The organism is Streptomyces sp. NPDC006450 (assembly GCF_040612195.1).
In the GTDB taxonomy this organism is placed as follows: domain Bacteria; phylum Actinomycetota; class Actinomycetes; order Streptomycetales; family Streptomycetaceae; genus Streptomyces.
In genome coordinates, this window is the sequence record NZ_JBEXPT010000023.1 from 39,625 (window position 1) to 65,133 (window position 25,509).

Sequence of the window (25,509 nt, forward strand, 5' to 3'; positions counted from 1 at the left end):
CAGAGCGGAACACCGTGGTCTCGGGTGACGTCAAGATCTACGACCCGCGCGACCTCTCGTACAAGCCCTTCGCGGGCGCCACGCTCACACGCCGGATCGGCACCGTCGCCACGCCGGTCACCGCCGACGCCGAGGGACACTTCGCGTCCAAGGTCACGCTCACCGGCAACGAGCCCGTCTTGGAGGACAGCTGGCGGTACGGGGTGTACCACGTACTCGGCCCGCCGTCTCTTTCGGATCCTGCCTGACCGGCAGGATCCGAAAGAGCGGGCCTAGGCCAACCCCATCAGCTCCAGCACCCGGCGTACCGCCTCGATGATCGGCAGCCCGACCTCGCCCGCGAGCGTCGCGATGCCGAGTACGGCCATCAGCGCCCCGTGCCGCGCCTCCGGGGCGCTCTCCTCGGAGACGATCACCGGCAGGTTGGTGTCGATGGTCCCCGCGCCGGCCGGGGTGACCTGGGCGCGAAGCTCCATGAGCAGCTCCGCCAGCTGCCGGATCGCTTCCTGGGAGGTGGCGGGCGCCGCCTGCTGGGCGATCGTCGGGGACTGGCTCTTGACGATGCCGATGTTGCCCCGGCCTCCGTGCATGGTGACCCGGTCGCCGTACTGGGTGCCGCCGTCCCCGCCGTTGTCCGTCACTTCAGGATCCCCTTGTTTCCGTTGCCGCCGTTGATGTTGACGGTGTCGCCGAAGTGGTAGTCCCCGAGCTTCACCTGCAGTTGCTGCACGTAGACCGAAAACTCCCTCTCGGGATGTTCGATGGCATCGACGATGCTCCGCACCAACCGGCGCAGCTCGTCGCGATGCGTCAGCGTCACCACCGCGGCGGGCGCACCGGAGGTCTCCACGGCCATGGCGAACACGTCCGGCCTGGTCAGCCTCCGCACGAGAAGCGCGACCAGGAAGATCATCACCACGGCGAGGATCAACCGCGCTCCGTCCGGGAGGCCCCTGAGCAGGCTGAGCACCACGACGACGACCATCCACTGCGCGAACTGGAGCAGCGCTTTCGTCCGATTGGGTCTGAGTACGAAGCTCCGTACCCGGACGACGTTGTGCAGCGGGTAGACGGCCTCCCCCACCCAGAGGAGGCGCCGGCTGACCCGCAGCGTGACACCGAATTCGTCGACCTCCTGGTTCCACCCCGGCGCCCCCGGCTCCGGAGGCCGCGCGGGCGCCGGCGACGGCCGTACGGGAGGTACCACCGGTGGCTGCGGCGGCTGCGGCTGCGGCGGCTCGGACGGCGGCGCGGTCACGTCTTCACCACGCCCGTGTTGCCCACGCCGCCGTAGATGTTCACGCTGTCGCCGAGGTGGTAGCTCTTCAGGTTCAGCTCCACCTTCTCCATCCGGATGGAGAACTCCGCCTCCGGGTGGTCGATGGCGTGCACCAGGTGCTGGACGACCACGTCCAGTTGGCTTTCGTCCTCCATCGTCACCAGCGCGATGGACGCGCTGGCCACCTCGACGACCATGGCGTGCACGTCCGGCCTGCTCAGCCGGTAGACGAGCTGCGCGAGCAGGAACATCCCCACGATGACCTCGACGCCCACCAGGGTCTCCGCGGTGGAGTCCCTCTCCTCGTAGCCTCCGTACGAAGAGCTCGGGCTCTCCTCGATGAAGAACGCGAGCAGGATGTAGGCCACGAACAGGACGCCCGCCCACTTCACGAACTGGACGACGGCCCTCCCCCGGTCGGGCGTCAGCACGGTGGTCTGCACCCGGACGATGTTGTGCAGCGGATAGGCGGCCCGCCCCACCCACAGCAGCCGCCGGCTGATCCGCAGGTGGACGCCGCGCGCCCCCGCCCCGCGGGGCAGCGGCGGCAGCGGAGGTCCCTGCGGCGGCCGCGGCGACTGCGGTGCCTGCGAAGGCGGCTGCGCGGGCGGCTGCGCGGGCAGCTCCACGGCCGGCTGTGACGGTGGCTGCTGTGGTGGTGGCGGTGCGGTGGCCCCGTTCGATTCCATAAGTCCCCCAGTCGACCGCACAGTTGTGTGACTGCACGGGGAACCATTAAGCACCGGGACCCCTCATGGTGTGAGCATCAATTATTCGCCAACTCATAGATAAATAAGGCCTGTTGGGGCCAGAGTGCCTCATGGGGACCATGGGGCCGTCGAGCCGTCGCGGCCGATCTCGCCGGCGTACGCGTACAGCGCCCGGCCGGGCCGGGCCGCGCCGGCCACGGCACGGATGCGGCGCCGGGTCAGGAAAGGTGAGCTGTGCGGTCAGCGACGTTCCTACCGGTCGGTCACTACCTTCTCCTCACCTACCACCCCCACCCGGACCCTTGGGAGAGCCGCCCCATGCGTATCCGAAGCTCAGCACTGGCCGCAGTGGCCGCCCTGGCCCTCTCGGCCGCGATCCCCACGACCGCCGCCCGGGCCCAGGCCGCCGAGGAGGCCGCCGCCCGCCCCGGCGACATCGTCAGCAGCGCGCCGTCCGCGTTCCACCCGCTGCCCGGCCAGCCCACCCACACCAAGGCCTGGAAGATCCACTACAACTCGACGACCGCCGACGGAGCCCCGAACGTCGTCTCCGGCACCGTCATCGTCCCGCAGGACGGCCGCACCGGCCCGCGTCCCCTCATCACCTACGCCGTCGGAACCGTCGGCATGGGCGACTCCTGCGCCCCGAGCAACAACCTCCCGTACGGCACCTCCATGGAGGCCAACCTCATCCAGCAGCTCACCCTGCGCGGCTGGGCCGTCGTCGTCACCGACTACGAGGGCCTCGGCACCCCCGGCGTGCACACCTACACCGTCGGCCCCTCCGCAGGCCACGCCGTGCTCGACGCCGCCCGCGCGGCCACCCGCCTCCCCGAGGCCGGGCTGTCCGACTGGACGCCCGTCGGCATCATGGGGTACTCCCAGGGCGGCCAGGCGAGCAGCTGGGCCGCCGAGCTGCAGGGCTCGTACGCACCGGAGTTGCAGGTCAAGGGCACCGTGACGGGCGGCGTCCCGGCCGATCTGCTGAAGGTGGCCGACTTCAACAACGGCTCCTACGGCTCCGGCCTCATCTTCATGGCCGCCGCCGGCCAGGACGCTGCCTTCCCGGAGCTGAAGCTCGACTCCTACCTCAACCCGGCCGGGAAGCTCCTCGTGGGCGCCATGAAGGACAACTGCGTGGCCATCGACGCCATCGCCGGCTCCTTCAAGCGGATCTCCGACCTGACCACGCGCAACCCCCTCGCGCAGCCGGACTGGCAGGCCCGCCTGAACCAGAGCAGGCTCGGGCGCACCGCCCCGGCCGCCCCCGTGTACCAGTACCACGCGCTCGGCGACGAGCTCATCCCGTACGCGGTCGGGAGCCGGCTGCGCTCCGACTGGTGCGCGCGGGGCACGAACCTGGAATTCGACACCATCTGGATCGGCGAGCACGTGAGCGGCGTCATCACCCAGTCCCTGGCGGCGGGCAACTGGCTCGCGGACCGCTTCGCGGGCCGCGCGCCGCGCCCCAACTGCTGACCTGACACTCCTCCTCCCGCCCCGCCGGTCTCAGTCCTCGGCGGGGCAGGAGCGCGTCCCGGAGGGCAGCCGGCCGTCGATCAGGAAGTGGTCCACGTAGCCCTGCACGCAGCGCGAGGCGACGTACCCGGTGTGCCCGTCGCCCTTGTAGTCCAGGACCACGGTGTTGCCGAGCCGCTTCGCCGTCTCCTCCGTCCACTCGTACGGGGTGGCCGGGTCTCCGCGCGTACCGACGAGCAGCATGCGCGGGATGCCGGGCGGGCGGTCGATCCTGCGGATGAAATCGGTGCCGGCGGGGCGCCCGTAGCAGGCCAGCACCGTCATCAGCTGGCGCGGCCCGAAGATCGGCGAGGCGGCGAGGAAGACCGGCCGGAGCTCCGCCAACTCCCGCGCGATGTCCGCCGGGGAGGCCTGGTCGTCGCCGCGGTCCGGGTCGTCGGCGCAGTTCACGGCGACGAGCGCGGCGGTGGCGTTGTCGGCGGGCACCGCGGGCAGGGCGGCGGCGTCGGGCACCTCCCCGGTCGGCCGCGGGGGCGGGGGAGGTTCGTCCGGGCCGCCGAGCTGCATCAGCCCCACGGGGTCGCCCCTGCGCTCGACCAGCGCGAGCGCGTCCGCGAGGTCGGGCCAGGTCTTCCGCGCATACAGGGCGGTCCCGATGGCCTCGGCCACGTCCTGCCCGGTGAAGCGCACTCCGCCCTCGCCCGTCAGCGGCGCCGCGTCCAGACGGGTGACGAGGGCCTGGACCTTCGCCCTGGCGGTACGGGTGTTCGTACCGTAGACGCAGCCCTGCCGGTGCGCGCACCAGACGAGGAAGTTGTCCAGCGCCCGCTGCTGCCCGACCGCCGACAGCAGGGCCTGCTCGCCGAGCGGCTCGGTCAGGGTGTCGACCCCGTCGAGGACCATCCGGCCGGTGCGGCGCGGGAACAGCGCCGCGTAGACCGCGCCGAGGCGCGTGCCGTAGGAGAAGCCGAGGAAGTCGAGCTTCTCCTCCCCGAGGGCCTGGCGCAGCAGGTCCATGTCGCGGGCCACGCTGACGGTGCCGACGTACGGGAACACCGGGCCGGAGTCGAGCGCGCAGCGCCTGGCCGCCGCGCGCAGGGCGGCGAGCTCGGCGGCGGGCCCGTCGGGGGCCGCGTCCCCCTCCGCGGTACCTCCTCCACAGGTGACGGGGGCGCTGCGGCCGACGCCGCGGGGATCGAAGGCGACGAGGTCGTAGCGCTTGTTGAGCTCCGCGAAGGCATGGGGGTCGGCGGCGAGGGTGGAGACGCCGGGGGCGCCGGGACCGCCGAAGTTCAGTACGAGGGAGCCGATCCGCTTGCCGCCGGGCGCGGTGGCGGGAAGCTTGGCGACGGCGATCCGGACCGTCCCCTTGCCCTTGCCCTCGTGGTCGAGCGGCACGGTCAGGGTGCCGCACCGCAGGCCGGCGGGCACGGGCCTCCCGGGGCACGCCTCCCACTGGATCCCCGCACCGGCGCGCTTCACACCGGCGCGCTCCGCACCGGCGGGCCACGGTCCGGGCACGGCGGCGAGCAGGGCCCCCGCCAGGGCGGTACCCACGACGCCGGCGGCTATCCGGGTACGGGGGCGGGAACACGAGCGGGGGCGGTATCGGGAGCGGGAACGGGAGCGGGAACGGTGCACTGCACCCTCCTGGGGCGGCCCCCCGGACCAGTCAGCTCACCATAAGCGCGCCCCGCACACCCCGCTCCGCGAGGCGGTCACCCGTCCGGCCCCTTGACGCACCCGGCCCGGCACCGCTGCGCGGGGCCTGTCCCCTACCCGCCCTTCCCCCGTTCCCCGGGCTGCGCCCGGACCCCCTGGGGCTCCGGTCCGGGGGCCCGTTACGCCCGGCGGTACAGCGCCTCGATCTGCTGCGCATGATCCCGCACGATCACACCCCGCTTCAGCTTCAGCGAAGGCGTCAAGTGCCCCCGCTCCTCCGTGAAGTCCCCCGCCAATACCGCGAACCGCCGGATCGACTCCGCCCGCGACACCAGGCGGTTCGCCTCGTCGACCGCCCGTTGGAGGTCCGCCCGCAGTTCCTCGTCCTCCACCAGCTCCCCGATCGGCACGCCCACCTTCTTGCGCATCTGCCGCCAGTGCTGGAGCCCCTCCGGTTCCAGGGTGATCAGCGCGGTGACGTAGGGCCGGTTGTCGCCGACCACGATGCACTGGCCCACCAGCGGGTGGGCCCGCAGCCAGTCCTCCAGGGGCGCGGGGGCCACGTTCTTGCCGCCGGAGGTGATGATCACGTCCTTCTTCCGCCCGGTGATCGTCAGGTACCCGTCCGCGTCGAGTTCCCCGATGTCCCCGGTGCACAGCCACTGTTCGCCGCCCACCGCGATGCCGCTGTTCCAGTACCCCGCGAAGACGTGCGGTCCCCGCAACAGCACCTCCCCGTCGTCGGCGATCCGTACCGCCGTCCCCGGCAGCGGCCACCCCACCGTGCCCAGCCGGGGCCGCAGCGGTGGGGTGACGGTCGCGGCCGCCGTCGTCTCCGTGAGCCCGTAGCCCTCGAAGACCTCGATGCCCGCGCCCGTGTAGAAGGCGGCGAGGCGTCGGCCGAGGGGGGAGCCGCCGCTGAGGATGTACCGGACGCGTCCGCCCAGTGCGGCGCGGATCCGCCGGTACACGAGCGGTTCGTACAGCGCCCGGCCCAGCCGCAGGCCCAGCCCCGGTCGTTTGCCCTCCACGACCGCGACCTCGCCGAGGCTGCGCGCGATCCGCGCCGCCCGGTCGAAGGAGGAGGCCCGGCCCATCCTCTCGGCGGTCGCCCGGGCGGTGTTGTAGACCTTCTCCAGGACGTACGGGATCGCCAGCAGGAACGTCGGCCGGAAGCCGGCCAGGTCGGCCAGCAGGTCCTCGCTGCGGATGCTCGGCGCGTGCCCCAGCTTCACCCGCGCCCGCATGCACCCGACGGCCACCATCCGTCCGAAGACGTGCGACAGCGGCAGGAAGAGCAGGGTCGAGGCCGGGTCCTTGCTGACCGATGTGAAGACGGGGTGCAGCAGCTCCACCGCATTGTCCACCTCGGCGAAGAAGTTGGCGTGCGTCAGCACGCAGCCCTTCGGCTGCCCGGTCGTACCGGAGGTGTAGATCAGCGTCGCGACGGACTCCGGGGCGCACCCCGCCCGCCGGGCCGTCACGACCTCGTCGGGCACGTGCTCCCCGGCCTTGACCAGCCGGGCCACGGCCCCGGTGTCGAACTCCCAGAGGTGGCGCAGCCAGGGCAGGTTGGCCCGCTCCGAGCTGATGATCCGCGCCTGCACGGTGTCCTCCACGGCGCAGGCCACGGCGCCCGAGTCCTGGATGATCCAGCGTGCCTGGATCGCGGAGGAGGTCGGGTAGACCGGTACGGTGATCAGCCCGGCCGCCCAGCCCGCGAAGTCCAGCAGGGTCCACTCGTACGTCGTCCTCGCCATGATGGCCAGCCGGTCGCCGGGCCGCAGCCCTTCGGCGATCAGCCCCTTCGCGACGGCGAGCACCTCGCCGGCGAACTCGGCGGCCGTGACGTCCCGCCAGGTCCCGTCCCGCTCCTTGCGGGCGAGTACGGGCTCCTGCGGCGCCTCCCGGGCATTGTCGAAGGGGATGTCCCCGAGGGACCCGCTGGCGGGCACCGGCGCCAGCGGGGGCACCCACACCTCGCGGACCCGCCCCCCGACCACGGTCTTGTGGGGCGCGACGGGCCGTGGTGGCTTGACGACCCTCACCAGGCTCGATTCGGCGGTCACTGGCTGCCTCCCTGGCCGGACGGAGTGTTACCGGCGGTAATCTACTTATCGGTAATCGCGCCTGAACACCCTTGTGCACGCCTTTTCACCGATGCTCCACGCCGTGCCCCCCTTGTCGGCGAAAGTCGGGTGGATTCCGGTGGATAAGGAGCCTGCCGGGTCGGAGACTGGGATCATGACCGCATCCGACCCCAAGGCCGACCTGCACTTCTACCTCCAGTCCGCCCGCGAAGCCCTGCTCTGGAAGCTCGAAGGCCTCTCGGAGTACGACGCCCGCCGCCCGCTGACCCCTACGGGCACCAACCTCCTGGGCCTGGTCAAGCACGCGGCCACCGTGGAACTGGGCTACCTCGGCGACACCTTCGGACGCCCCTCCGGCGAACCGCTGCCCTGGATCGCGCAGGACGCCGAACCCAACGCCGACATGTGGGCCACCGCCGAGCAGTCGCGCGCGGACATCGTGGCGCTCTACCACCGCGCGTGGGCGCACTCGGACGCGACGCTCGACACGCTGCCCCTGGACACGATCGGCACGGTCCCGTGGTGGCCGAGCGACAAGAACGAGGTGTCCCTGCACCACGCCGTCGTCCGCCTGATCGCCGACACCCACCGCCACGCCGGCCACGCCGACATCCTCCGCGAGCTCATCGACGGCGCCGTGGGCATGGACAAGGGCAACACGGCCCTCCCTCCCGGACACCCTTCCTGGTGGGAGGACTACCGCGGCCGACTGGAACGGGTCGCCCGCGAGGCCGGCAGGGGCGAGGCGTAACCCCGCACGGGACCCCGAGCACGGGGCCCGCCACCGCCAACGCCGCCTCCGTCGGGCCGTGTGCCGCTGACGACGTGTGGCACGGCCCGGCCCGGGTGCTCGTCGCGTACGACGGGCGGGCAGGCGCGGCAGCGCCCCGGAGCCGGTGCGCGGAAGGCCCGGTCGCAGCCGTCGCAGTTCTGGAGCGGGTCCCGCCGCTCGGCGGGCCGTACGGGCGCTGCCGCGGGGAGGTGCGGCGGGATCCACGCCTTGAGCCGGTGCGCGATGAGGGACGCGGGATGGCGGAGATCGCCGGGGAGCCCCGACGTCAGCACGAACCGTACGGCCGCGGGATCCGCCCCGCGCTCCAGCCACTCCGCGACCCCGGGCGCCAGTTTCCGCACGTCACGGTCCGAGAGCAGCAGCCTCGGATCGTCCCCCCGCAACCGAGCGAGCAGCGCGGACGCCTCCGGCAGCCGTACGGGACCGGGCACGGGTTCCGGGTCCCGCTCCGGGCCATGTTCCGGTTCCGGTTCCTGCTCCGGATCGGGTCCCGGCTCCGGCACGGGCACGGGCACGGCCATCGGCTTCCCGTCCGGCGGGGGTACCGGGTCCGGCTGCGGTCCGGGATCGGGCGCGGCGCCCGGGAGCGGCCCGGGTGACCGTACGGCCCCGGGCCCCGCCTCCCGCCCCCGCCCCGACGGGCGAACGCCCACACCGCACTTCGCGGCCGGGTGGTCGTAGGACACCGTCCGGGTGACCACCTGCCCGCTCGCCAACCGGACCCGGCTGCGCTCCAGGTATCCGTACTCCTCCAACTCCCGCAAGGCGCCGGAGATCCGCACCTCCCCCTCCCGGAAGCGCTCCGTCAGCCTCTTGATGCCGATGCGGGCCCCGGCGGGCAGCGACTGGATGTAACCGGCGAGGCCGATCGCGACCAGCGACAGCGAGTGGTGCTGGAGGAGGTGGTTGCCGATCACGGTGTAGCGGTCGGCGTGCCCGACGTTGACGTGGGCGACACCTGATCGGGGGGTCCCGGCGGGAACACGGGACGGTGCGCGCGAGGGCGCGCTAAGCTGCCGAAGAGCCATGGGGAAGGTAGTGCTTCCTGTTTGGTCAGGCCCTCGTTCGGGATTGCACTCCCGGCGGGGGCCGTCTCATGTCTGAGGTTGTGTGGGCCGAGCATATGCCCGGCAACCCTCCCGAAATCCAGCCGAGTTGGCACAGTTCACCCATGCGGGTGATGGCGCCCCGACGGGGAGCCGGAGGGGTGGGGTCGGGTGGTTTCAACCGGTCCTTTCAGGGGGTTGCGTCCGACCCGACCGCGTCCCGGGTTCCCGCGACCCGGCCGCCCGCCCCTCCCCCCAAGTCCACTTCCGCCCAAACGGACTTGCACGGCGGCAGCCCCCGGTCCACCCCCCACCGGTCCGCGAGCGCATCGACCAGCACCAGCCCCCGCCCCGCCTCCGAGCCCTCGCTCGCCTCTCGCACACCGGGGATCCGGTCCCCCCGCGTGTCCACCACTTCGATCCGCAGCACCCCGCCCCGGACGGCCAACCCGATCCGGAAGCCCCGCCCCGGAACCCGGCCGTGGGTCACCGCATTGGCGGCCAGCTCGGCCACGATGAGCGCGGGCCCCTCGGAGGGCAGCCCCCACCCGGCGAGCGTCTCGACGGCGAGCCGCCGGGCCTGGCGCGCCCCGAGGGGCGTGGCGGCGAGCTGAGCGGTGAACTGGACCGCGGAGTCACGGATGTGCGGATTCATGTCACCGAGCGTGGTGGCCCGTGCGTACCGTGAGAAGCGGCATCGCCGCTGCGTCCCGCGTCTGTCCGGTCGCTGTCCGGTGCTGTCGCGCCTGTCCCGCTCGGGTCCCGGGAACAGAGCGCTGAGGAATTCGGCGCGTCGGATGAGGTGGGCACGTATGACCAACGTGGACGGTGACGGCACGGAGGACGCCGGCTGGGACGTCGATCCCGAGGACGAACAGGGCGTCGCCGTCCTGACCGCGCTCGGCCGCCAGCTGAAGGCCTGGCGCGAGGAAGCGGGCATCCGGGCCACCGACTTCGGTACGGAGATCGGCTACGGGGAGGACCTCGTCCGCAAGGTCGAGGCGGGCAAGCGGATCCCCCGCCCCAAGTACCTGGACAAGGCGGACGAGGTACTGCGGGCGGGCGGGAAGATCGCCGCGATGAAGGCGGACATGGAGCAGGTCCGCTACCCGAAGAAGGTCCGGGACCTGGCGAAGCTGGAGGGTCGGGCCGTCGAGATCGGCGTCTACAGCACTCACGTCGTGCACGGACTGCTGCAGACGGCGGAGCACGCCCGGGCCCTCTTCGAGATGCGGCAGCCCGCGTACTCACAGGACGAGGTGGAGCGGTACACCGCCGCACGCGTGGCACGGCAGTCCGTCTTCAGCAGGACGCCTGCCCCGGCGATCAGCTTCGTCCACGAAGCGTCTGCCCTGCGACGCCCCATCGGGGGCACACTGGTGTGGCGCCAACAGCTCGAACGGCTCTTGGAGCTGGGCCGGTTGCGACATGTGACCCTCCAGGTGATGCCGAACAGCCGGGAGGCCCACGCCGGAATGGGCGGTGGAATCGAGATCCTGAAGTTCGAGGACGGCACGGCCGTCGGGCGCTCCGAAGGAGCGTTCAACGGGCGCCCGGTCTCCGACCCGAGGCGACTCCGAGTCCTTGAGCTGCGCTATGGCATCATCCGGGCTGAGGCCCTCACGCCGCGGGAGTCGCAGGACTTCATCAAGGAACTGCTGGGAGAGACATGATCGACAATCCCGAGCTCGACTGGTTCAAGAGCAGCTACAGCAGCGGCAGCGAAGGCGACTCCTGCGTCGAGGTGGCCGCCACCCCCCTCACGGTCCACGTCCGCGACTCCAAGGACCTCGGGCAGCCCCACCTCGCCTTCGCGCCCCACGCCTGGACCGGCTTCGTCGCGTACGCCACCACCGGCTGACGCAAGCATGTCCGGCGACCGTCTCATGCGCATCCACAGCGCCGAGTTCCAGGCGATGTCCGAGAGGGTCCTGCGGGTCACCGAGCTCACTTCCCGCCTGAACGTCCTGCCTTTCGAAGACGAAGCGGGCAAGGCGGAACTGTTCGAGCAGATCCTCGGCAAGCCGCTGCCGTCGAGAGTCACGATCTATCCGCCCTTCTACACGGACCACGGCCTGAACCTCGACCTCGCCGAGCGCGTCTTCATCAACCAGAACTGCACGTTCCTGGACTACGCCGGCATCCGTATCGGCGAGCGGGTGATGATCGGACCGAAGGTCACGTTCATCACCAGCGGCCACCCCGTTGATCCCGAGGAGCGGCGGCTGTACCTCACCGGTGCGCCCATCGACGTGGCGGAGAACGTGTGGATCGGTGCCGGTGCCACCATCCTGCCGGGCGTCAGCATCGGCCGTGACGCCGTGATCGCCGCCGGCGCGGTCGTGGCCGATGACGTTCCGGCGGCCAGCTTGGTGACCGGAAGCAAGGCGACCGTGCGCCGAACGTGGTGACGGCCCCTTCGGGGTCCACGCCGAGCCCGTCGACCGCGCCGCCGGGAAACGGCCTTGCCCGGGGGACATGGCGCTCGCATGATCTCCCCATGGGCGACATGCCGAGCCGACTCCCCGCCTTCCTGCCCTCGTTGCGCGCCAAGGCGGCCGACGCGGGCTTCACGCTGTCCTGGAGCAACTGGGCTCCGACCCGCGGGTGACGTTCGTGTCCGGGACGGCGGCACGTGGCTGGAGGCGTTCGACGGCCCTCCCTTCGACCTCTCCGCCTGGCCTGGGCGAGCGGCCTGCTCATGGCGGTGCGCACCGCCTGACGAGGCCCGCCCGCTACCCGGGGGACTCCTCGCCGACCTCGCCCGTCACGTACACGGCTTCCCTCAGGAGGGCCTCCGTCACCCGGACCCCCGTGAGTCGCTCGGCGAGGGCGAACACCGCCGCCTTCTCGTCGACTTCGGGGTCCGTGTCGCCCGTCGGGTTCAGGCCGAGCTCGCTCATCACGGCGTTCAGCTCGTCGGGGGTGCTGCCGGTGCGGTCCGCCGGGTACTCGAAGGTCGTCCGCAGTTCCCCGTCCTCGTACCAGTGGAAGAAGTCCATGGGCTTGCCCCCGTTGCTCGTGTGCGAGACGGCACGCGAGCCGGCCGACAGGGCCTCCATGAACCGCGGCCGCGTCCCGACGTCGCCGCCGAACTCCAGCACGAGCGTCCAGTCCCCGCCCTCGCCCGGGACGGTGAAGGCGCCCGCGAGGAAGGAGTCGGGCGAGTACCCGTACGCGTCGAGGATCTCCGTGTGCTCGAAGACCAGGTCGTGGAACCCCTCGCACGCGTCCCGCGGCTCGGCCCCCACCGCGTCCAGGACCTCCACGGGCGAGAGGCCCCGTACCAGCGTCAGGGTGTACCCGCCTTCCAGCGCGTACGCGAACAGCGAGGGCGAGGCCCGTATCCAGCTGTAGTCGGCGGCGGTGGCCGAGCTCTCCGATGTCATACGGCGCATCCTCACACCCCCCACCGACACGCCGCAGCCCCCGCCCGGACGGGGGCGGGGGCTGCGGTGAGCGGGACGCGCGTGGCCTCAGGCGGTGACGAGGACCTTCGCCGGGTCTGCGTCCTCGGCGTCGGACCCGGCCGGGGCCACGGCCTCGGCCGGCTCGTCCAGGAGGGAGGAGGAGGCGGTGGCGTAGGCGGCCTTGTCCAGGATTCCCTCGCGGGCCGCGACGATGACCGGGACCAGCGCCTGGCCGGCCACGTTCGTGGCGGTGCGCATCATGTCCAGGATCGGGTCGATCGCCATCAGCAGGCCCACGCCCTCCAGCGGGAGGCCCAGCGTGGAGAGGGTCAGGGTGAGCATGACCGTGGCGCCCGTCAGGCCGGCCGTGGCGGCGGAGCCGACGACCGAGACGAAGGCGATCAGCAGGTAGTCGGTGATGCCGAGCTGCACGTCGAAGATCTGCGCGATGAAGATCGCGGCGAGCGCCGGGTAGATCGCGGCGCAGCCGTCCATCTTGGTGGTCGCGCCGAACGGGACGGCGAAGGAGGCGTACTCCTTCGGGACGCCGAGGCGCTCGGTGACCTTCTGGGTGACCGGCATGGTGCCGACCGAGGAGCGGGAGACGAAGGCCAGCTGGATGGCCGGCCAGGCGCCCTTGAAGAACTGGAGCGGGTTGACCTTGGCGACGGTCCACAGGAGCAGCGGGTAGACGCCGAACATCACGAGCGCGGAGCCGACGTACACGTCCACCGTGAAGGTGGCGTACTTGCCGAGCAGGTCCCAGCCGTAGGTGGCGATCGCGGTGCCGATCAGACCGACGGTGCCGATCGGGGCGAGGCGGATGACCCACCACAGGGCCTTCTGGAGCAGCTCCAGCACGGACTCGGCGAGGTTCAGCACCGGCTGGGCCTTGGCGCCGAGCTGAAGGGCGGCGATGCCCGCGACGGCGGCGAGGAAGACGATCTGCAGGACGTTCAGCTCGGTGAACGGCGTGATGACGTCGGTCGGCACGATGCCGGTCAGGAAGTCGAGCCAGGACCCCTCGCGCTTCGGCAGCTTGCCGTCCTGCGGGGTGAGGCCGGTGCCGGAGCCCGGGTTGGTGAGCAGGCCGATGGCGAGGCCGATGGCCACCGCGATCAGCGACGTGATCATGAACCAGAGCAGCGTGCGCGAGGCGAGCCGTGCGGCGTTGTTCACCTTCCGGAGGTTGGTGATCGACACCAGGATGGCGAAGAAGACGAGCGGGGCGACGGCCAGCTTCAGGAGCTGGACGAATATGTCGCCTATCTGCTCCAGGGTCGTACCGAGCCAGCTGATCTCCTGGCTGCGGGAGACCCAGCCGAGCAGAACGCCGAGCACGAGGCCGGTGACGATCTGGGCCCAGAAGGGGAACGAGAAGGACTTCTTCGCCGGGGCGGGGGCCTCGACGGCAGGGGTCTGCGGTGACGCGGACACGGACACTCTCCGGGTGGTTCTGCGGTTTCTGCGGTGGGGTGGTGGTGCGGTGCGGCAGCACCCGGAAAAGCGAAGAGCCGGGCGGGCGGGACCGCTGCTGTGCCAGGGCTGGTCGCGGGACTCAGCGACAGCAGCAACAGGCCGCGGACGCGCGGCGGCAGAGGTCGACGTGCAGGCGCGCCACGAGCGGAACGCTCGTGATCGTCTGGTGCGCCGCTGTCGTCAACATGTTGAACACGCTAACACTTCACCTTTGGGAATCTCAAAGTCTCCCTTTGGGTCAACTGTCTCGACCGCGGGCCGCGAATCCCGCCGAACCCCTCGGAAAACGCCGAAAGCCCCGGCATCACGGGCGGCGAACCCGGTGCCGAGGCATTTCGGTGTGTGATGAAGCCAACTGGCCCTAACGGCCGGCGCGCGCGGCCTCGTCGACCGCGTCGTCCTCCTGGCTGCGGTTCGCGGCGAGCTTGTCCTTCGCGCCCGCGACGCGTCCGGCAATGACCGCGGACATCTCGTCGCGCTGCTTGCGCAGCAGCACGAAGGAGAGCGGCGCGGACAGTACGAGGGCGAGCAGCACGACCCAGGCGGGGTTGGCGTCACCGAGCCCGGAGGGCACCCAGCCCAGCCGGACGAGACCGGCGACGAGGACGAGGCACCCGACGAAGATCCCCAGGCGCATCGCGGTGTAACGGATCGTCGCGCTCGGCTTGAGGGACACGGTGACCCCTTCTCTCTGGTCGTCCTACGGCGGTACGTGCCCGTCCAGTGAAGCACGCCGGACCCCGGCACCGGCCCGCCGGGGTCGCGCCCCGCGAGGGCCCGCAGGTCAGTACAGCGGCAGCACGAGGGTGATGTCGTCGCGGTCGTCGCCCGGGGCCACGCGGATGGCGCCGGGGACGCGGCCGACCTCCTTGTAGCCGCAGGCGGCGTAGAAGTGCTCCAGGCCCAGCCCGCCCCGGCAGCCGAGGCGGATCGCCTCGATGCCCCCCATCGTGCGGGCGGCGTCCGCGACGGCCTCCATCAGCGCACGGCCGGCGCCGCTGCCCTGGAGGGCGGGGTCGACCATGACGGTGTAGACCCAGACCCAGTGCTTCTGCAGCCGGTGCTGGTTGGGGGCGATGACGGCGGTGGCGCGCACCCGGCCGGCGGTGTCGCGCCCGACGAGCAGGCGGCTGCGGCCCTCGGCGGCCGCGGCGAGGTGCTTGTCCACCTCGGGGCGGACGTCCTCCAGGGCGACGGGCGGTACGAAGCCCACCGCGCCGCCGGCGTTGGACACGTCGGCCCAGAGCGCGGCGAAGTCTTCGACCAGGGCGGGGTCGACGACCGGATCGAAGGTGTAGGTAAGGGTCATGGGGCGAGATTATCTATTACCTCACCCCGTGCGCAAAGAGCCCCGGCCCCCACGAGGGGGGAACCGGGGCCCAGGGCGTCAGGACGGGCAGGAACGGGAAGGGACGGACGGGACCGGCGTCAGACCCGCATCGCCTGCGGGGTCTCGCGGAGCTCCGCGTCCGGGCCGGGGTACTCGCGGATGATCTCGTAGCGCGTGTTGCGCTCGACCGGGCGGAAGCCCGCCTCGCGGATCAGTTCGAGCAGGTCCTCGCGGCCCAGCTTGTTCGGGGTGCCGTAGTTGTCCGCGTCGTGCGTGATCTTGTACTCGACGACCGAGCCGTCCATGTCGTCCGCGCCGTGCTGGAGGGCGAGCTGCGCCGTCTGCACGCCGTGCATCACCCAGAAGACCTTCACGTGCGGGACGTTGTCGAAGAGCAGGCGGGAGACCGCGAAGGTCTTCAGCGCCTCGGCGCCCGTCGCCATCGTCGTACGCGCCTGGAGCTTGTTGCGTACCTTGCCGTCCTTCATGTCCACGAAGTCGTGCTGGTAGCGCAGCGGGATGAAGACCTGGAAACCGCCGGTCTCGTCCTGCAGTTCGCGCAGCCGGAGCACGTGGTCCACGCGGTGGCGCGGCTCCTCGATGTGCCCGTAGAGCATCGTCGCCGGGGTCTTGAGGCCCTTGGAGTGCGCGAGGCGGTGGATGCGCGACCAGTCTTCCCAGTGGGTGTTGTGGTCGACGATGTGCTGGCGGACCTCCCAGTCGAAGATCTCCGCGCCGCCGCCGGTGAGCGATTCCAGGCCGGCCGCGATCAGCTCGTCCAGGATGTCGGAGGCCGACATGCCGGAGATCGTCTCGAAGTGGTGGATCTCGGTCGCCGTGAACGCCTTCAGCGAGACGTTCGGCAGCGCCTCCTTCAGCGCGGAGAGCGAGCGCGGGTAGTACCGCCACGGCAGGCTGGGGTGCAGGCCGTTGACGATGTGCAGCTCGGTGAGGTTCTCGTTCTCCATGGTCTTGGCCAGGCGAACGGCTTCCTCGATGCGCATCGTGTACGCGTCCTTCTCGCCCGGCTTGCGCTGGAACGAGCAGTACGCGCACGAGGCCGTGCACACGTTGGTCATGTTGAGGTGGCGGTTGACGTTGAAGTGGACGACGTCGCCGTTCTTCCGCGTGCGCACCTCGTGGGCGAGGCCGCCGAGCCAGGCCAGGTCGTCCGACTCGTAGAGGGCGATGCCGTCCTCACGGGTCAGCCGCTCGCCGGAGCGAACCTTGTCCTCCAGCTCACGCTTGAGCCCAGCGTCCATGCCGGTCCTCTCCTCTGTCCTCATGTCCGTCCCGCGCTGTCCGCGGCGCGGTACGTGTGCCCCACAACCGCGCCCCAACCGTACTCTCAGCGCCCTCAGGCTTCCTCCGGCAGGCCCCCGACCCGGTTCTCCCACTTGGTGGAGAGCACGATCGTCGTGCGCGTGCGCGAGACGCCCTTGGTGCTGGAGAGCTTGCGGATGATCCGCTCCAGCCCGTCCACGTCGCCGGCCCGGACCTTGAGCATGTACGAGTCGTCGCCGGCGATGAACCAGCAGTCCTCGATCTCCGAGAGGTCGCGCAGCCGGCGGGCCACGTCCTCGTGGTCCGCGGCGTCCGACAGCGAGATGCCGATCAGCGCCGTGACGCCGAGGCCGAGCGAGGCCGCGTCCACGGTCGCGCGGTAGCCGGTGATGACTCCGGCCGTCTCCAGCCGGTTGATCCGGTCGGTGACGCTGGGGCCGGAGAGGCCCACGAGCCGGCCCAGCTCCGCGTACGAGGCACGTCCGTTCTCACGAAGTGCCTGGATGAGCTGCTTGTCCACCGCGTCCATATACCTGGAGCCTTCCATTATTCGGCAATCCCTCAAGTTTACGTATAGAATCAAAGGCACACAGGGTCGACACCCTGTGAATCTTTCAACAGATCAGCGATGATCTGACAATTTCAGGAGTGGTTCACCGTGTACACGATCGAGATGGCCTACGCGCACATGCGACAGCTCCAGGAGCTGGCCAACCGATCCCGCACCGACCAGCCCGCCGCCGCACACCGCGTCGACAAGACCCGTAAGCCGGGGCGCGCCAAGAAGCGCTAAGCGCCACCGTCGACCTCCCGGGGGCGGGAGCCACCGAGCTCCCCGTCCCACCGGCGGTACAGCCCGTGCGGCACCCCTGCCGCGTCGAGCACCCGCCCCGCGACGAAGTCCACCAGATCCTGGATGTGCGTCGCACCCGCGTAGAACGCCGGAGAGGCGGGCAGCACCACTGCGCCCGCCTCGTCCAGGCCCACCAGATGCTTCAGCGTCTGCCCGCTCAACGGGGTCTCCCGTACCGCGACCACCAGTCGGCGCCGCTCCTTGAGCGTCACGCTCGCGACCCGCTGGAGCAGGTCCTTCGACAGCCCGAGCGCCACCCCGGCCACGCAGGCCGTGGACGCGGGCACGATCAGCATCCCCTTCACCGGGTACGAGCCGCTGCTCGGTCCGGCCGCCAGGTCGCCCGCGGGCCAGTAGCGCACGCCGTCGAGGTCCGGGCGCGCGAAGGTCGCGGGCTTGCCGTCGGCCCCCCGCTCCAGCCACTCCCCCAGATCTGCGCGCCAGTGCGCGTCGCGGAAGGCGATGCCCGTCTCGTCCAGCAGCGTCAGGCGCGACGCCCGGCTCACCACCAGGTCCACGCTCTCGCCCGCCGCCAGCAGCCCGCGGATCACCGCGGCCGCGTACGGCGTCCCGGACGCCCCGGAAACCCCGACCACCCACGGGGTGCGCTTGCCCTCAGTCATACCTCCGAGACTATCCGGCCACCGCCGGGGGGCACTGGCTAAGGTGTCCGCACGTTCAAGGGGTGGACACGGCGGAACAGGGGACGGTGACGTCATGAGCGGCAGCGGGATGCGCGCGGGCGGTACGAGCGCGGGCGGTACGGACGCGGGCGGTACCGGATCCTTCGTCTGGACCCGGACCGGCCGGGCCGTGGCCGCCGCGAAGCTGATGCTGGGCTGGGTGGCACTGTTGTGGCTGATCGAGGCCGTCGACCACGCCACGGGCCACGCGCTCGACGCCTACGGGATCACCGCGCGCGCGGCGGACGGCCTGAGCGGGATACCCCTGGCGCCCTTCCTGCACTTCGGCTTCGACCACGTGGCCTCCAACAGCGTCCCGCTGCTGGTCCTCGGCTTCGTCACCGCACTGAGCGGCATCGGCCGCTTCCTGGCCGTCTGCGCGGCCATCATCCTGGCCGACGGCTTCGCCGTGTGGCTGATCTCCCCGCCCCACAGCATCACGGCGGGCGCCTCGGGCCTGATCTTCGGCCTCTTCGGCTACCTGCTGGTCCGCGGCTTCGTGGAGCGCAACCCGCTGGGCGTCGCGGTCGCCGTCGTCATCGCCGCCGTCTGGGGCACGACCTTCCTGGCCGGAGCCCTCCCGACGGACTCGGTGGTCAGCTGGCAGGCCCACCTCTTCGGCCTCCTGGCGGGCGCGGCAGTGGCCCTGATCGCCCGCCCGCGCCCGGAAGTGGCCGCGCTCTAGCCGGCGGCGCCGGGGTCGACGCCAGCCACCCGGGCAGGCCGCGAACCGCCGGTTCCGGCAGGGCACACACGCTCGGGCTACAGCGACAGCCCCCGCACCACCAGGTCGAGCAGGGCGCACACGAACAGGGCCATGCCGATGAAGCCGTTCACCGTGAAGAAGGCGCGGTTCAGGCGGGACAGGTCGTGGGGCGTGACGATGGTGTGCTCGTAGACGAAGGCGGCCACGACGATCAGCAGGCCGAGCCAGAACAGCCAGCCCGCGTCCGTCGCCACGGCGTACCAGGCCAGCAGGCCCGTGGTGACCACGTGCGCGCCGCGCGCGCCCCACAGGGCGGCCGGGATGCCGAAGCGGGCCGGGACGGACTTGACGCCCTCGGCGCGGTCCGCGGCCACGTCCTGGCAGGCGAAGATCAGGTCGAAGCCGCCGATCCACACGCCCACCGCGAGGCCGAGGATCACCGCGTCCCAGGACCACGCGCCGGTGATCGCGATCCAGGCCCCGACCGGGCCCATCGCCTGGGCGATGCCGAGGATGGCGTGCGGGAAGTTCGTGAACCGCTTCCCGTACGGGTACACCACCATCGGCACGACAGCGATCGGCGCCAGCATCAGGCAGAGCGGGTTCAGCAGCGCCGCCGACCCGAGGAACACCGCGAGGGCGATCCCGGCCCCGGTCCACGCGGAGCGGACCGAGACGGCTCCCGTCACCAGCTCGCGCCCGGCGGTGCGCGGGTTCCGCGCGTCGATCTCCCGGTCGATGATCCGGTTGGCGGCCATCGCGAAGGTCCGCAGCCCCACCATGCAGACGGTGACGAGCAGCAGCTCGGTCCAGTGCATCCGCTCGTCGAGCGTGTACATGGCGGTGAGCGCGGCGATGTAGGCGAACGGCAGCGCGAAGACCGAGTGCTCGATCATCACGAGCCGCAGGAAGGCCTTGACCTTGCCACCGGCCTGCGGCGCGGGGCCGGATCCGACGACCTCGTCGGCGGTGGTCATCATGCGAGGGTTCTCCGGAAGTCTTCGATGTCGGCCAGCAGCTCCGCCGCCGGCAGGGCGCCCAGCTCCAGGCTCTGGGGGGCGGCCCCGTCCTCCTCGCCCTCGGGCGGGGTGACATGGGCGGTGACCAGCCAGGCGTCGCCCGAGGGGCGGGCCTCCAGGCGCAGGAAGTTGCCCGCCTCTGCGGTGAACGGCTCGGCCGCCGCCAGCGCGAGCTGCAGCTGCTCCGCGAAGCCGTCCGCCTCGGTGTCACGGGCGCCCGGCAGCTCGAAGCCACCGCCGTCCTCGGCCACCTCGAACATCACGGCCCAGGTGTCCCCGGGCCCGGCGAACTCCTCGGGGCTCACCCCCGCCTCGCGCGCGGCCAGCACCACGCCGGGCTGCGCCGGGTCGATCTCCGGGCGCGCCAGGGCCACGTACGCATCGGCCGTGCCGATGACCAGCTCCGGGCCGCCCACCTCGATCGGGCTCACAGTCCGTACTCCTTCCAGCGCCGGTCCACCAGGGCCGCGGTCGCGGGGTCGGACTCGACCATGTCAGGCCAGCCGCCGTCCCGGGTGTAACCCTCCGTCGGCAGCTTCTTCGTGGCGTCGATACCCGCCTTGCCTCCCCAGAACTGCTGGTAGGAGGCATGGTCCAGGTGGTCCACCGGACCCTCCACGACGGTGAGGTCGCGGGCGTAGTCCGTATTGCCGAGCGCCCGCCAGGAGACCTCGTGGAGGTCGTGGACGTCGCAGTCCTTGTCGACCACGATGATCAGCTTGGTCAGCGACATCATGTGCGCGCCCCAGATGGCGTGCATGACCTTCTGCGCGTGCTTGGGGTACTTCTTGTCGATCGAGACGATCGCGCAGTTGTGGAAGCCGCCCGACTCGGGGAGGTGGTAGTCCACGATGTCCGGGACGATGATCTTGAGGAGCGGCAGGAAGAAGCGTTCCGTCGCTCGCCCCAGCGGGCCGTCCTCCGTCGGCGGCCGGCCGACGACGATCGACTGGATCAGCGGACGCCTGCGCATCGTCACGCAGTCGATCTTCAGCGCGGGGAACGGCTCCTGCGGGGTGTAGAAGCCGGTGTGGTCGCCGAAGGGACCCTCGGGAAGGGTCTCACCGGGCTCCAGCCAGCCCTCGATGACCACCTCGGCGTTGGCCGGGACCTGGAGCGGGACGGTCTTGCAGTCCACCATCTCGATCCGCTTGCCCGCCACGAACCCGGCGAAGAGGTACTCGTCGATGTCACCGGGCAGCGGCGCGGTCGACGCGTACGTCACGGCCGGCGGGCAGCCGAAGGCGATCGCGACCGGCAGCCGCTCACCGCGCGCGGCGGCCACCGCGTAGTGGTTGCGGCTGTCCTTGTGGATCTGCCAGTGCATGCCGATGGTGCGCTTGTCGTGGCGCTGGAGCCGGTACAGGCCGAGGTTGCGCACGCCCGTCTCCGGGTGCTTGGTGTGCGTCAGGCCGAGGTTGAAGAAGGACCCGCCGTCCTTGGGCCAGGTGAAGAGGGCCGGCAGCTGGTCCAGGTCCACGTCGTCGCCGGTGAGGACGACCTCCTGGACGGGCGCGGAGTCGCCCTTCACCTTCTTCGGCGGCACGTGCACCATCGAGCCGAGCTTGCCGAAGGCCTCGCGGACGCCGATGAAGCCCTGGGGCAGCTCCGGCTTGAGCAGGCCGCCGATCTTCTCGCTGATCTCGGCGTACGACGTGAGCCCGAGGGCCTTCAGCAGGCGCCGGTCGGTGCCGAAGACGTTCATGGCCAGCGGCATCGCCGAGCCCTTGACGTTCTCGAAGAGCAGCGCGGGTCCGCCCGCCTTGTTCACTCTGTCGACGATCTCCCCGACCTCTAGGTACGGGTCCACTTCGGCCTTGATGCGCTTGAGGTCGCCCTCCCGCTCGAGGGCCCGGAGCAGCGAGCGGAGATCGTCGTAAGCCATGCGGGCAATTGTGGCATCCCCGCTCAGACCCCGAACCGCGGCGGGCCCTCTACCCTGGAAGAGTCCACGGCGGGCCTGCCCGGCCCGCACCGTTCTTCTGGGGGTCGGTCCCACACCGTGCTGCGCTATCTGCCGTTCCTGCTGATCATCGCGCTGACCATCTACACCTTCATCGACTGCCTGAACACGCCGGAAGAAGAGGTCAAGCACCTCCCCAAGGTCGTCTGGGTCCTGATCATCCTGCTCTTCTCGATCGTCGGTCCGGTGGTGTGGCTCTTCGCGGGCAAGAAGCGGGTACCCGGCGGTGGCGGCGGCCGGCCGCGCCCGGGCCGCCGCACGTGGGTGGCCCCCGACGACAACCCGGAGTTCCTGAAGTCCCTGCGCGAGGAGCGGGACGAGAAGGACAAGGACAAGGACTGAGCCCTACGGGGCTCCGGCGCCGGTCCGCGCCGCGGCCCGGTGCGCCGCCTGCGCGAAGGCCCGTACGGCACCGGTGTCCTCGCCCGCGCGCCAGACCAGCCCGTACCCGACCGGCTCGGCGTCGGCCACGGGCACGTGGGTGACCCCGGGCCGTGCGTGGTAGGCCGCGGCGTGGGCCGACGTCAGCAGGGCGCCCTGACCGGCCGCGACCAGCATCAGCGCCTCCTGCAGGTTCGTCACCTCCGGGCCGCGACGGATCGGCCGGCCGCCCGGGGTGCGCGCCGGGGCCTGGTGTTCGCGCAGGTACGCGGGCAGGTCCCCGGCCACGGTCAGCAGCGCGACCCCCGCCAGCTCCTCCAGCGTCACGGAGTCCCGCGCGGCCAGCGGATGCCCGGCGGACACGGCCAGCGCCCGCGCCTCCGTGAACAGCGTCGGCCCCTCCCCGAGGTCGGGTTCGCGCACCGGGAACTCCGCGAAGGCCACGTCGAAGGCCCCACCGCGCAGTTGCCCGTACGGGTCCGAGAGCGGCACCTCGCACACCTCCACGGTGATGCCGGGGTGCGTGGTGCGCAGGGCCTGTGCGGTGCGCAGGACGAGCTCACCGGCGGGCGGGGTGGTGAAGCCGACGTGCAGCACCCCGTCCGCGGCGCGGGCGGTGGCCGCGGCCCGGTCCAGGGCGGCGGCGATGCCGCGGTGGTGGGGTTCCAGGTCGGCGCGGAGCTGGGCGCCGAGCGAGGTGAGGGCGACGCTGCGGCTGGTGCGCAGGAAGAGCCGGGCACCGACGCGCCGTTCCAGCCGCTGCACGAGCTGGCTGACGCGGGCCCGGGAGAGCAGCATGCGCTCGGCGGTGCGGCCGAAGTGCAGCTCCTCGGCCAGGATCAGGAAGCAGTCCAGCTCGTCGCGATCGGTAAGCATGACTGAACGAGCGTTGAGATCTTCGGCGTTGTTCCCGCACGGACGGCGGGCGAGGGTGGTTGAGCCGGCAACTTCCCGCTCCTCCCTCCTCGATCCTGCGAGGTCTCTCCGTGGACTCCACCGATTCCATCCGCGGGCGCCGACTCGGCGTCCTGCTCGTCCTGTGCGGCGCCATCTTCCTCGAGGGCATCGACGTCGCGATGCTGAACGTCGCCCTGCCGTCGATCCGCGCCGACCTCGGTCTCGAAACCGGCGCGCTCCAGTGGGTGATGAGCGCCTACGTGCTCGGCTACGGCGGCTTCATGCTGCTCGGCGGCCGCGCGGCCGACCTCTTCGGACGCCGCGCGATGTTCATCGGCTGGCTGTCGGTCTTCCTGCTCTTCTCCGGGCTCGGCGGGCTCGCCACGGAGGGCTGGCAGCTGATCGCCGCCCGCTTCGTGACGGGGGTCGCGGCCGCCTTCATGACCCCGGCGGGCCTGTCGATCATCACCACCGGCTTCGACGAGGGGGCACAGCGGGACAAGGCGCTGCTCGTGTACTCGGGCACGGCCGCCGCCGGGTTCTCCGTCGGGCTGGTCGCTGGCGGGCTGCTCGCCTCGGTGGGCTGGCGCTGGGTGTTCTTCGCTCCCGTGGCGCTGGCCGCGCTGATCCTGGCGGGCGCGCTGGCCTTCGTACCGCAGGCTCCGCCGGCCGGGCGCCGGGACCGGGGCCGGATCGACGTGTGGGGCGGAGTGCTCGTCACGGCCGGCGTCGTGCTGCTCGTCCTCGGTGTGGAGGAGGCCGCGGCGATGCCGGCGGTCGCGGGGCTGGCGCTGCTGGGGGCGTTCGCCCTCGTCGAGCGGCGCACGGCCGAGCCCCTGGTCCGGCTCGGCATCCTGCGCTCGCCCGCGCTGCTGCGGGCTAACACGGCGGCGCTGCTGTTCTCGGCCGCGTTCTTCGGATTCCAGTTCCTGGTGGTGCTCTACCTCCAGGAGGTGCGGGGCTGGTCCACCCTGCAGACCAGCCTCGCGATGCTGGTGATCGGGATCGACGCGGTCCTGTCGCCGACCGTGGTGCCCCAGCTGCTGGCGCGGTACGGGAACGGCCGGCTGATCTTCACCGGACTGCTGCTGGCGGCGCTGGCGTACGGGCTGTTCCTGCCGCTGGGCGCCGACTGGTCCTACCTGCTGATGCTGCCGAGCCTGATCCTGCTCGGGCTGGCCTTCGCCCTGGTCTACGGGCCGCTGACCATCGTCGCCACCGAGGGGGTCGCGGAGCAGGAGCAGGGCCTGGCGGGCGGTCTGCTGTACACGGCGTTCCAGTTCGGCGCGGCGCTCGGGCTGGCCGGGGTGACGGGGGTGGCGGCCGGCGCCGCCGACCCCCTGGAGGGGTACCGCACGGCGCTGCTCGTGCCGTTCGCGGCGGTACTGGTTGCGGCGGCCGTCACCCTGCCGGGGCTCCGGCGGGGCTCACACCGCCCAGGGCAGGGGGCGGGTGCCCTCGGTGCCGGGGACGGAGACGAGCCCGTCGGCGCGCATGGCGACGTACACCTCGGTGTCCGCCAAGGCGTGGACGTGGCGCAGGACGTCCGGGGGTAGCACCACGGCCTCGCCCGCGGCGACCTTCTCGGTGCGGCCGCCGCAGGTGACGTCCAGGGCGCCGACGGTGACCGTCCAGACCTGCTCGCGGCTGACGGAGTGCTCGGGGCCGGTGGTCGCGGCGGGGATGGCGGCGTGCCAGGTGCTCAGTTCGGCGCTGCCCCGGCTGGGGGAGGCGAAGCCGGTCATGGTCGCGTTCGGGGTGGTGATGACGTGGTCGGGGGACGGGGTGATGACGCGCAAGGGGGTCCTTCGCTTTCTCCGGCGAGTGAGTCAAGCTGCTTTACTCATGCGAGTAAAGCAGCTTGACTCGCCTGTGTCACCATGATTCCGTGACCCATCCCCACCAGAACGACGAGCGCGCCGACCCGGACCCCGACCGGGACCCCGACCGGGACCCCGACCCGGGCATCGAGCTGACCTTCCTGCTCGGCCTCGGCTTCCAGCTCATGCTCGGCGAGTTCACCCGCCGCCTCGACGAGGCCGGGTACGCCGACGGCCTGCGCCCCCTGCACGGCATGGCCTTCCAGGCCCTGGGGGCCTCCGGAGCCACCGCGACCGAGCTCGCCGAGCGGCTCGGGGTGACCAAACAGGCCGCCGGACAGCTCGTGGACGAGCTGGAGCGGCGCGGCTACCTGCGCCGCACCCCGCACCCCGGGGGCGGCCGGCGCAAGCTGGTGGTCCTGACGGAGGCCGCGAACGCCCACCTGGGGGCCGCCGGACGGGTGCTGCACGAGCTGGAGGCCGAGCTCGGCCGCGGCAGCGTCGACCTCGGCGCCCTGCGCACCGAACTGGGCCGCCTGGTCCGCACCCTGAACGGGGACGGCCCCCTCCCGCCGCTGCGCCCCGCCTGGTGACGGGGCGGCCCGGGACCGGAAACGCCGCAGGG

The 25,509-nt window shown here is 71.6% G+C and carries 30 protein-coding genes and 1 pseudogene; 11 read left to right on the plus strand and 20 right to left on the minus strand.

Going from position 1 to position 25,509, the window contains the following annotated elements; translation table 11 throughout:
• Positions 1-14: 14 nt before the first annotated feature.
• On the plus strand, positions 15-248 hold the full coding sequence (locus tag ABZY57_RS10885) for a hypothetical protein (protein ID WP_356510388.1): 234 nt from the start codon (positions 15-17) through the stop codon (positions 246-248).
• A 24-nt stretch (positions 249-272) separates the two neighbouring features.
• On the opposite strand, the gene ABZY57_RS10890 is transcribed toward ABZY57_RS10885, so the two are convergent.
• Genes ABZY57_RS10890 through ABZY57_RS10900 form a run of 3 tightly spaced genes read right to left on the minus strand, consistent with a single transcriptional unit; the run spans position 273 to position 1,968 of the window.
• Positions 273-641: a hypothetical protein gene (locus ABZY57_RS10890; RefSeq protein ID WP_356510390.1), complete on the minus strand. Its 369-nt coding sequence runs from the start codon at positions 639-641 to the stop codon at positions 273-275.
• Positions 638-1,258 (minus strand): DUF6232 family protein, encoded by a 621-nt coding sequence (locus ABZY57_RS10895; protein ID WP_356510392.1) that lies wholly within the window; start codon positions 1,256-1,258, stop codon positions 638-640. Before ABZY57_RS10895 ends, ABZY57_RS10890 begins: the two co-directional genes overlap by 4 nt.
• Complete coding sequence (locus ABZY57_RS10900) at positions 1,255-1,968, minus strand: DUF6232 family protein (protein WP_356510394.1); 714 nt, start codon at positions 1,966-1,968, stop codon at positions 1,255-1,257. Before ABZY57_RS10900 ends, ABZY57_RS10895 begins: the two co-directional genes overlap by 4 nt.
• 339 nt (positions 1,969-2,307) lie before the next feature.
• Between ABZY57_RS10900 and ABZY57_RS10905 the strand changes: the two genes are divergently transcribed.
• The gene (locus ABZY57_RS10905; RefSeq protein WP_356510396.1) at positions 2,308-3,468 is read left to right on the plus strand and encodes a lipase family protein; all 1,161 of its coding nucleotides are present in this window, start codon (positions 2,308-2,310) and stop codon (positions 3,466-3,468) included.
• Positions 3,469-3,498: 30 nt separating this feature from the next.
• On the opposite strand, the gene ABZY57_RS10910 is transcribed toward ABZY57_RS10905, so the two are convergent.
• Complete coding sequence (locus ABZY57_RS10910) at positions 3,499-5,025, minus strand: alpha/beta hydrolase (protein ID WP_356510398.1); 1,527 nt, start codon at positions 5,023-5,025, stop codon at positions 3,499-3,501.
• Between the two features lie 284 nt (positions 5,026-5,309).
• Positions 5,310-7,178 (minus strand): AMP-binding protein, encoded by a 1,869-nt coding sequence (locus ABZY57_RS10915; RefSeq protein ID WP_356510436.1) that lies wholly within the window; start codon positions 7,176-7,178, stop codon positions 5,310-5,312.
• Positions 7,179-7,374: 196 nt separating this feature from the next.
• On the opposite strand from ABZY57_RS10915, the gene ABZY57_RS10920 reads away from it, so the two are divergent.
• Positions 7,375-7,971 (plus strand): DinB family protein, encoded by a 597-nt coding sequence (locus ABZY57_RS10920; protein WP_356510400.1) that lies wholly within the window; start codon positions 7,375-7,377, stop codon positions 7,969-7,971.
• Here ABZY57_RS10920 and ABZY57_RS10925 read toward each other — a convergent pair.
• Together ABZY57_RS10925 and ABZY57_RS10930 are read right to left on the minus strand one after the other, a co-directional pair.
• Positions 7,917-8,930: a helix-turn-helix domain-containing protein gene (locus ABZY57_RS10925; protein WP_356510402.1), complete on the minus strand. Its 1,014-nt coding sequence runs from the start codon at positions 8,928-8,930 to the stop codon at positions 7,917-7,919. The genes ABZY57_RS10920 and ABZY57_RS10925 overlap by 55 nt on opposite strands.
• Positions 8,931-9,249: 319 nt before the next feature.
• Positions 9,250-9,714, minus strand: coding sequence for an ATP-binding protein (locus ABZY57_RS10930; protein ID WP_356510404.1), 465 nt, complete (start codon positions 9,712-9,714; stop codon positions 9,250-9,252).
• Positions 9,715-9,871: 157 nt separating this feature from the next.
• On the opposite strand from ABZY57_RS10930, the gene ABZY57_RS10935 reads away from it, so the two are divergent.
• Genes ABZY57_RS10935 through ABZY57_RS10945 form a run of 3 tightly spaced genes read left to right on the plus strand, consistent with a single transcriptional unit; the run spans position 9,872 to position 11,470 of the window.
• Positions 9,872-10,732 (plus strand): helix-turn-helix transcriptional regulator, encoded by an 861-nt coding sequence (locus ABZY57_RS10935; protein WP_356510406.1) that lies wholly within the window; start codon positions 9,872-9,874, stop codon positions 10,730-10,732.
• The gene (locus ABZY57_RS10940) at positions 10,729-10,920 is read left to right on the plus strand and encodes a DUF397 domain-containing protein (protein ID WP_356510408.1); all 192 of its coding nucleotides are present in this window, start codon (positions 10,729-10,731) and stop codon (positions 10,918-10,920) included. Before ABZY57_RS10935 ends, ABZY57_RS10940 begins: the two co-directional genes overlap by 4 nt.
• A 7-nt stretch (positions 10,921-10,927) precedes the next feature.
• On the plus strand, positions 10,928-11,470 hold the full coding sequence (locus tag ABZY57_RS10945) for a sugar O-acetyltransferase (protein WP_356510410.1): 543 nt from the start codon (positions 10,928-10,930) through the stop codon (positions 11,468-11,470).
• A gap of 324 nt (positions 11,471-11,794) precedes the next feature.
• Here ABZY57_RS10945 and ABZY57_RS10950 read toward each other — a convergent pair whose 3' ends face one another.
• From ABZY57_RS10950 to ABZY57_RS10980, 7 genes are all read right to left on the minus strand, one after another.
• Positions 11,795-12,448, minus strand: a complete 654-nt coding sequence (locus tag ABZY57_RS10950; RefSeq protein ID WP_356510412.1) for a DUF6461 domain-containing protein — start codon at positions 12,446-12,448, stop codon at positions 11,795-11,797.
• Between the two features lie 87 nt (positions 12,449-12,535).
• Complete coding sequence (locus tag ABZY57_RS10955; protein ID WP_356510438.1) at positions 12,536-13,825, minus strand: dicarboxylate/amino acid:cation symporter; 1,290 nt, start codon at positions 13,823-13,825, stop codon at positions 12,536-12,538.
• A 202-nt stretch (positions 13,826-14,027) separates the two neighbouring features.
• On the minus strand, positions 14,028-14,135 hold the full coding sequence (locus ABZY57_RS10960; RefSeq protein WP_356510414.1) for a putative leader peptide: 108 nt from the start codon (positions 14,133-14,135) through the stop codon (positions 14,028-14,030).
• 174 nt (positions 14,136-14,309) lie between these two features.
• Positions 14,310-14,624 (minus strand): DUF4229 domain-containing protein, encoded by a 315-nt coding sequence (locus tag ABZY57_RS10965; RefSeq protein ID WP_356510415.1) that lies wholly within the window; start codon positions 14,622-14,624, stop codon positions 14,310-14,312.
• 108 nt (positions 14,625-14,732) lie between these two features.
• Complete coding sequence (locus ABZY57_RS10970) at positions 14,733-15,257, minus strand: GNAT family N-acetyltransferase (RefSeq protein WP_356510417.1); 525 nt, start codon at positions 15,255-15,257, stop codon at positions 14,733-14,735.
• 119 nt (positions 15,258-15,376) lie between these two features.
• On the minus strand, positions 15,377-16,540 hold the full coding sequence (mqnE, locus tag ABZY57_RS10975; RefSeq protein WP_356510419.1) for an aminofutalosine synthase MqnE: 1,164 nt from the start codon (positions 16,538-16,540) through the stop codon (positions 15,377-15,379).
• 95 nt (positions 16,541-16,635) lie between these two features.
• Positions 16,636-17,091 (minus strand): Lrp/AsnC family transcriptional regulator, encoded by a 456-nt coding sequence (locus tag ABZY57_RS10980; protein WP_243340137.1) that lies wholly within the window; start codon positions 17,089-17,091, stop codon positions 16,636-16,638.
• A gap of 129 nt (positions 17,092-17,220) precedes the next feature.
• Between ABZY57_RS10980 and ABZY57_RS10985 the strand changes: the two genes are divergently transcribed.
• Positions 17,221-17,355 carry a hypothetical protein gene (locus tag ABZY57_RS10985; protein WP_275431884.1) on the plus strand — a complete coding sequence of 45 codons (135 nt, stop codon included), beginning with the start codon at positions 17,221-17,223 and terminating at the stop codon, positions 17,353-17,355.
• Here ABZY57_RS10985 and ABZY57_RS10990 read toward each other — a convergent pair.
• Positions 17,352-18,038, minus strand: coding sequence for a UbiX family flavin prenyltransferase (locus tag ABZY57_RS10990; protein WP_356510422.1), 687 nt, complete (start codon positions 18,036-18,038; stop codon positions 17,352-17,354). The two genes, ABZY57_RS10985 and ABZY57_RS10990, sit on opposite strands and share 4 nt — an antisense overlap.
• Positions 18,039-18,246: 208 nt before the next feature.
• On the opposite strand from ABZY57_RS10990, the gene ABZY57_RS10995 reads away from it, so the two are divergent.
• A complete protein-coding gene (locus ABZY57_RS10995; RefSeq protein WP_356510441.1) occupies positions 18,247-18,783 on the plus strand; it encodes a rhomboid family intramembrane serine protease in 537 nt (178 codons plus the stop codon).
• 77 nt (positions 18,784-18,860) lie between these two features.
• Here ABZY57_RS10995 and mqnP read toward each other — a convergent pair whose 3' ends face one another.
• Genes mqnP through ABZY57_RS11010 form a run of 3 tightly spaced genes read right to left on the minus strand, consistent with a single transcriptional unit; the run spans position 18,861 to position 21,708 of the window.
• Entirely contained in the window at positions 18,861-19,784 is a 924-nt protein-coding gene (mqnP, locus tag ABZY57_RS11000) for a menaquinone biosynthesis prenyltransferase MqnP (RefSeq protein WP_356510424.1), read from the minus strand.
• Positions 19,781-20,254, minus strand: coding sequence for a hypothetical protein (locus ABZY57_RS11005; protein WP_356510426.1), 474 nt, complete (start codon positions 20,252-20,254; stop codon positions 19,781-19,783). The genes mqnP and ABZY57_RS11005 overlap by 4 nt, the downstream gene beginning before the upstream one ends.
• Complete coding sequence (locus ABZY57_RS11010; RefSeq protein ID WP_356510428.1) at positions 20,251-21,708, minus strand: menaquinone biosynthesis decarboxylase; 1,458 nt, start codon at positions 21,706-21,708, stop codon at positions 20,251-20,253. Before ABZY57_RS11010 ends, ABZY57_RS11005 begins: the two co-directional genes overlap by 4 nt.
• A 117-nt stretch (positions 21,709-21,825) precedes the next feature.
• On the opposite strand from ABZY57_RS11010, the gene ABZY57_RS11015 reads away from it, so the two are divergent.
• The gene (locus tag ABZY57_RS11015) at positions 21,826-22,128 is read left to right on the plus strand and encodes a PLD nuclease N-terminal domain-containing protein (protein ID WP_356510430.1); all 303 of its coding nucleotides are present in this window, start codon (positions 21,826-21,828) and stop codon (positions 22,126-22,128) included.
• Between the two features lie 3 nt (positions 22,129-22,131).
• Here the strand turns inward: ABZY57_RS11015 and ABZY57_RS11020 are convergent, their stop codons facing one another.
• A complete protein-coding gene (locus ABZY57_RS11020; protein ID WP_356510432.1) occupies positions 22,132-23,043 on the minus strand; it encodes a LysR family transcriptional regulator in 912 nt (303 codons plus the stop codon).
• Positions 23,044-23,171: 128 nt separating this feature from the next.
• On the opposite strand from ABZY57_RS11020, the gene ABZY57_RS11025 reads away from it, so the two are divergent.
• Positions 23,172-24,620 (plus strand): MFS transporter, encoded by a 1,449-nt coding sequence (locus tag ABZY57_RS11025; RefSeq protein WP_356510443.1) that lies wholly within the window; start codon positions 23,172-23,174, stop codon positions 24,618-24,620.
• Between the two features lie 9 nt (positions 24,621-24,629).
• On the opposite strand, the pseudogene ABZY57_RS11030 reads toward ABZY57_RS11025, so the two are convergent.
• Positions 24,630-24,809, minus strand: a pseudogene (locus ABZY57_RS11030) (hypothetical protein); the annotation flags it as partial.
• 260 nt (positions 24,810-25,069) lie between these two features.
• On the opposite strand from ABZY57_RS11030, the gene ABZY57_RS11035 reads away from it, so the two are divergent.
• Positions 25,070-25,477, plus strand: coding sequence for a MarR family transcriptional regulator (locus ABZY57_RS11035; protein WP_356510445.1), 408 nt, complete (start codon positions 25,070-25,072; stop codon positions 25,475-25,477).
• Positions 25,478-25,509 lie beyond the last annotated feature (32 nt).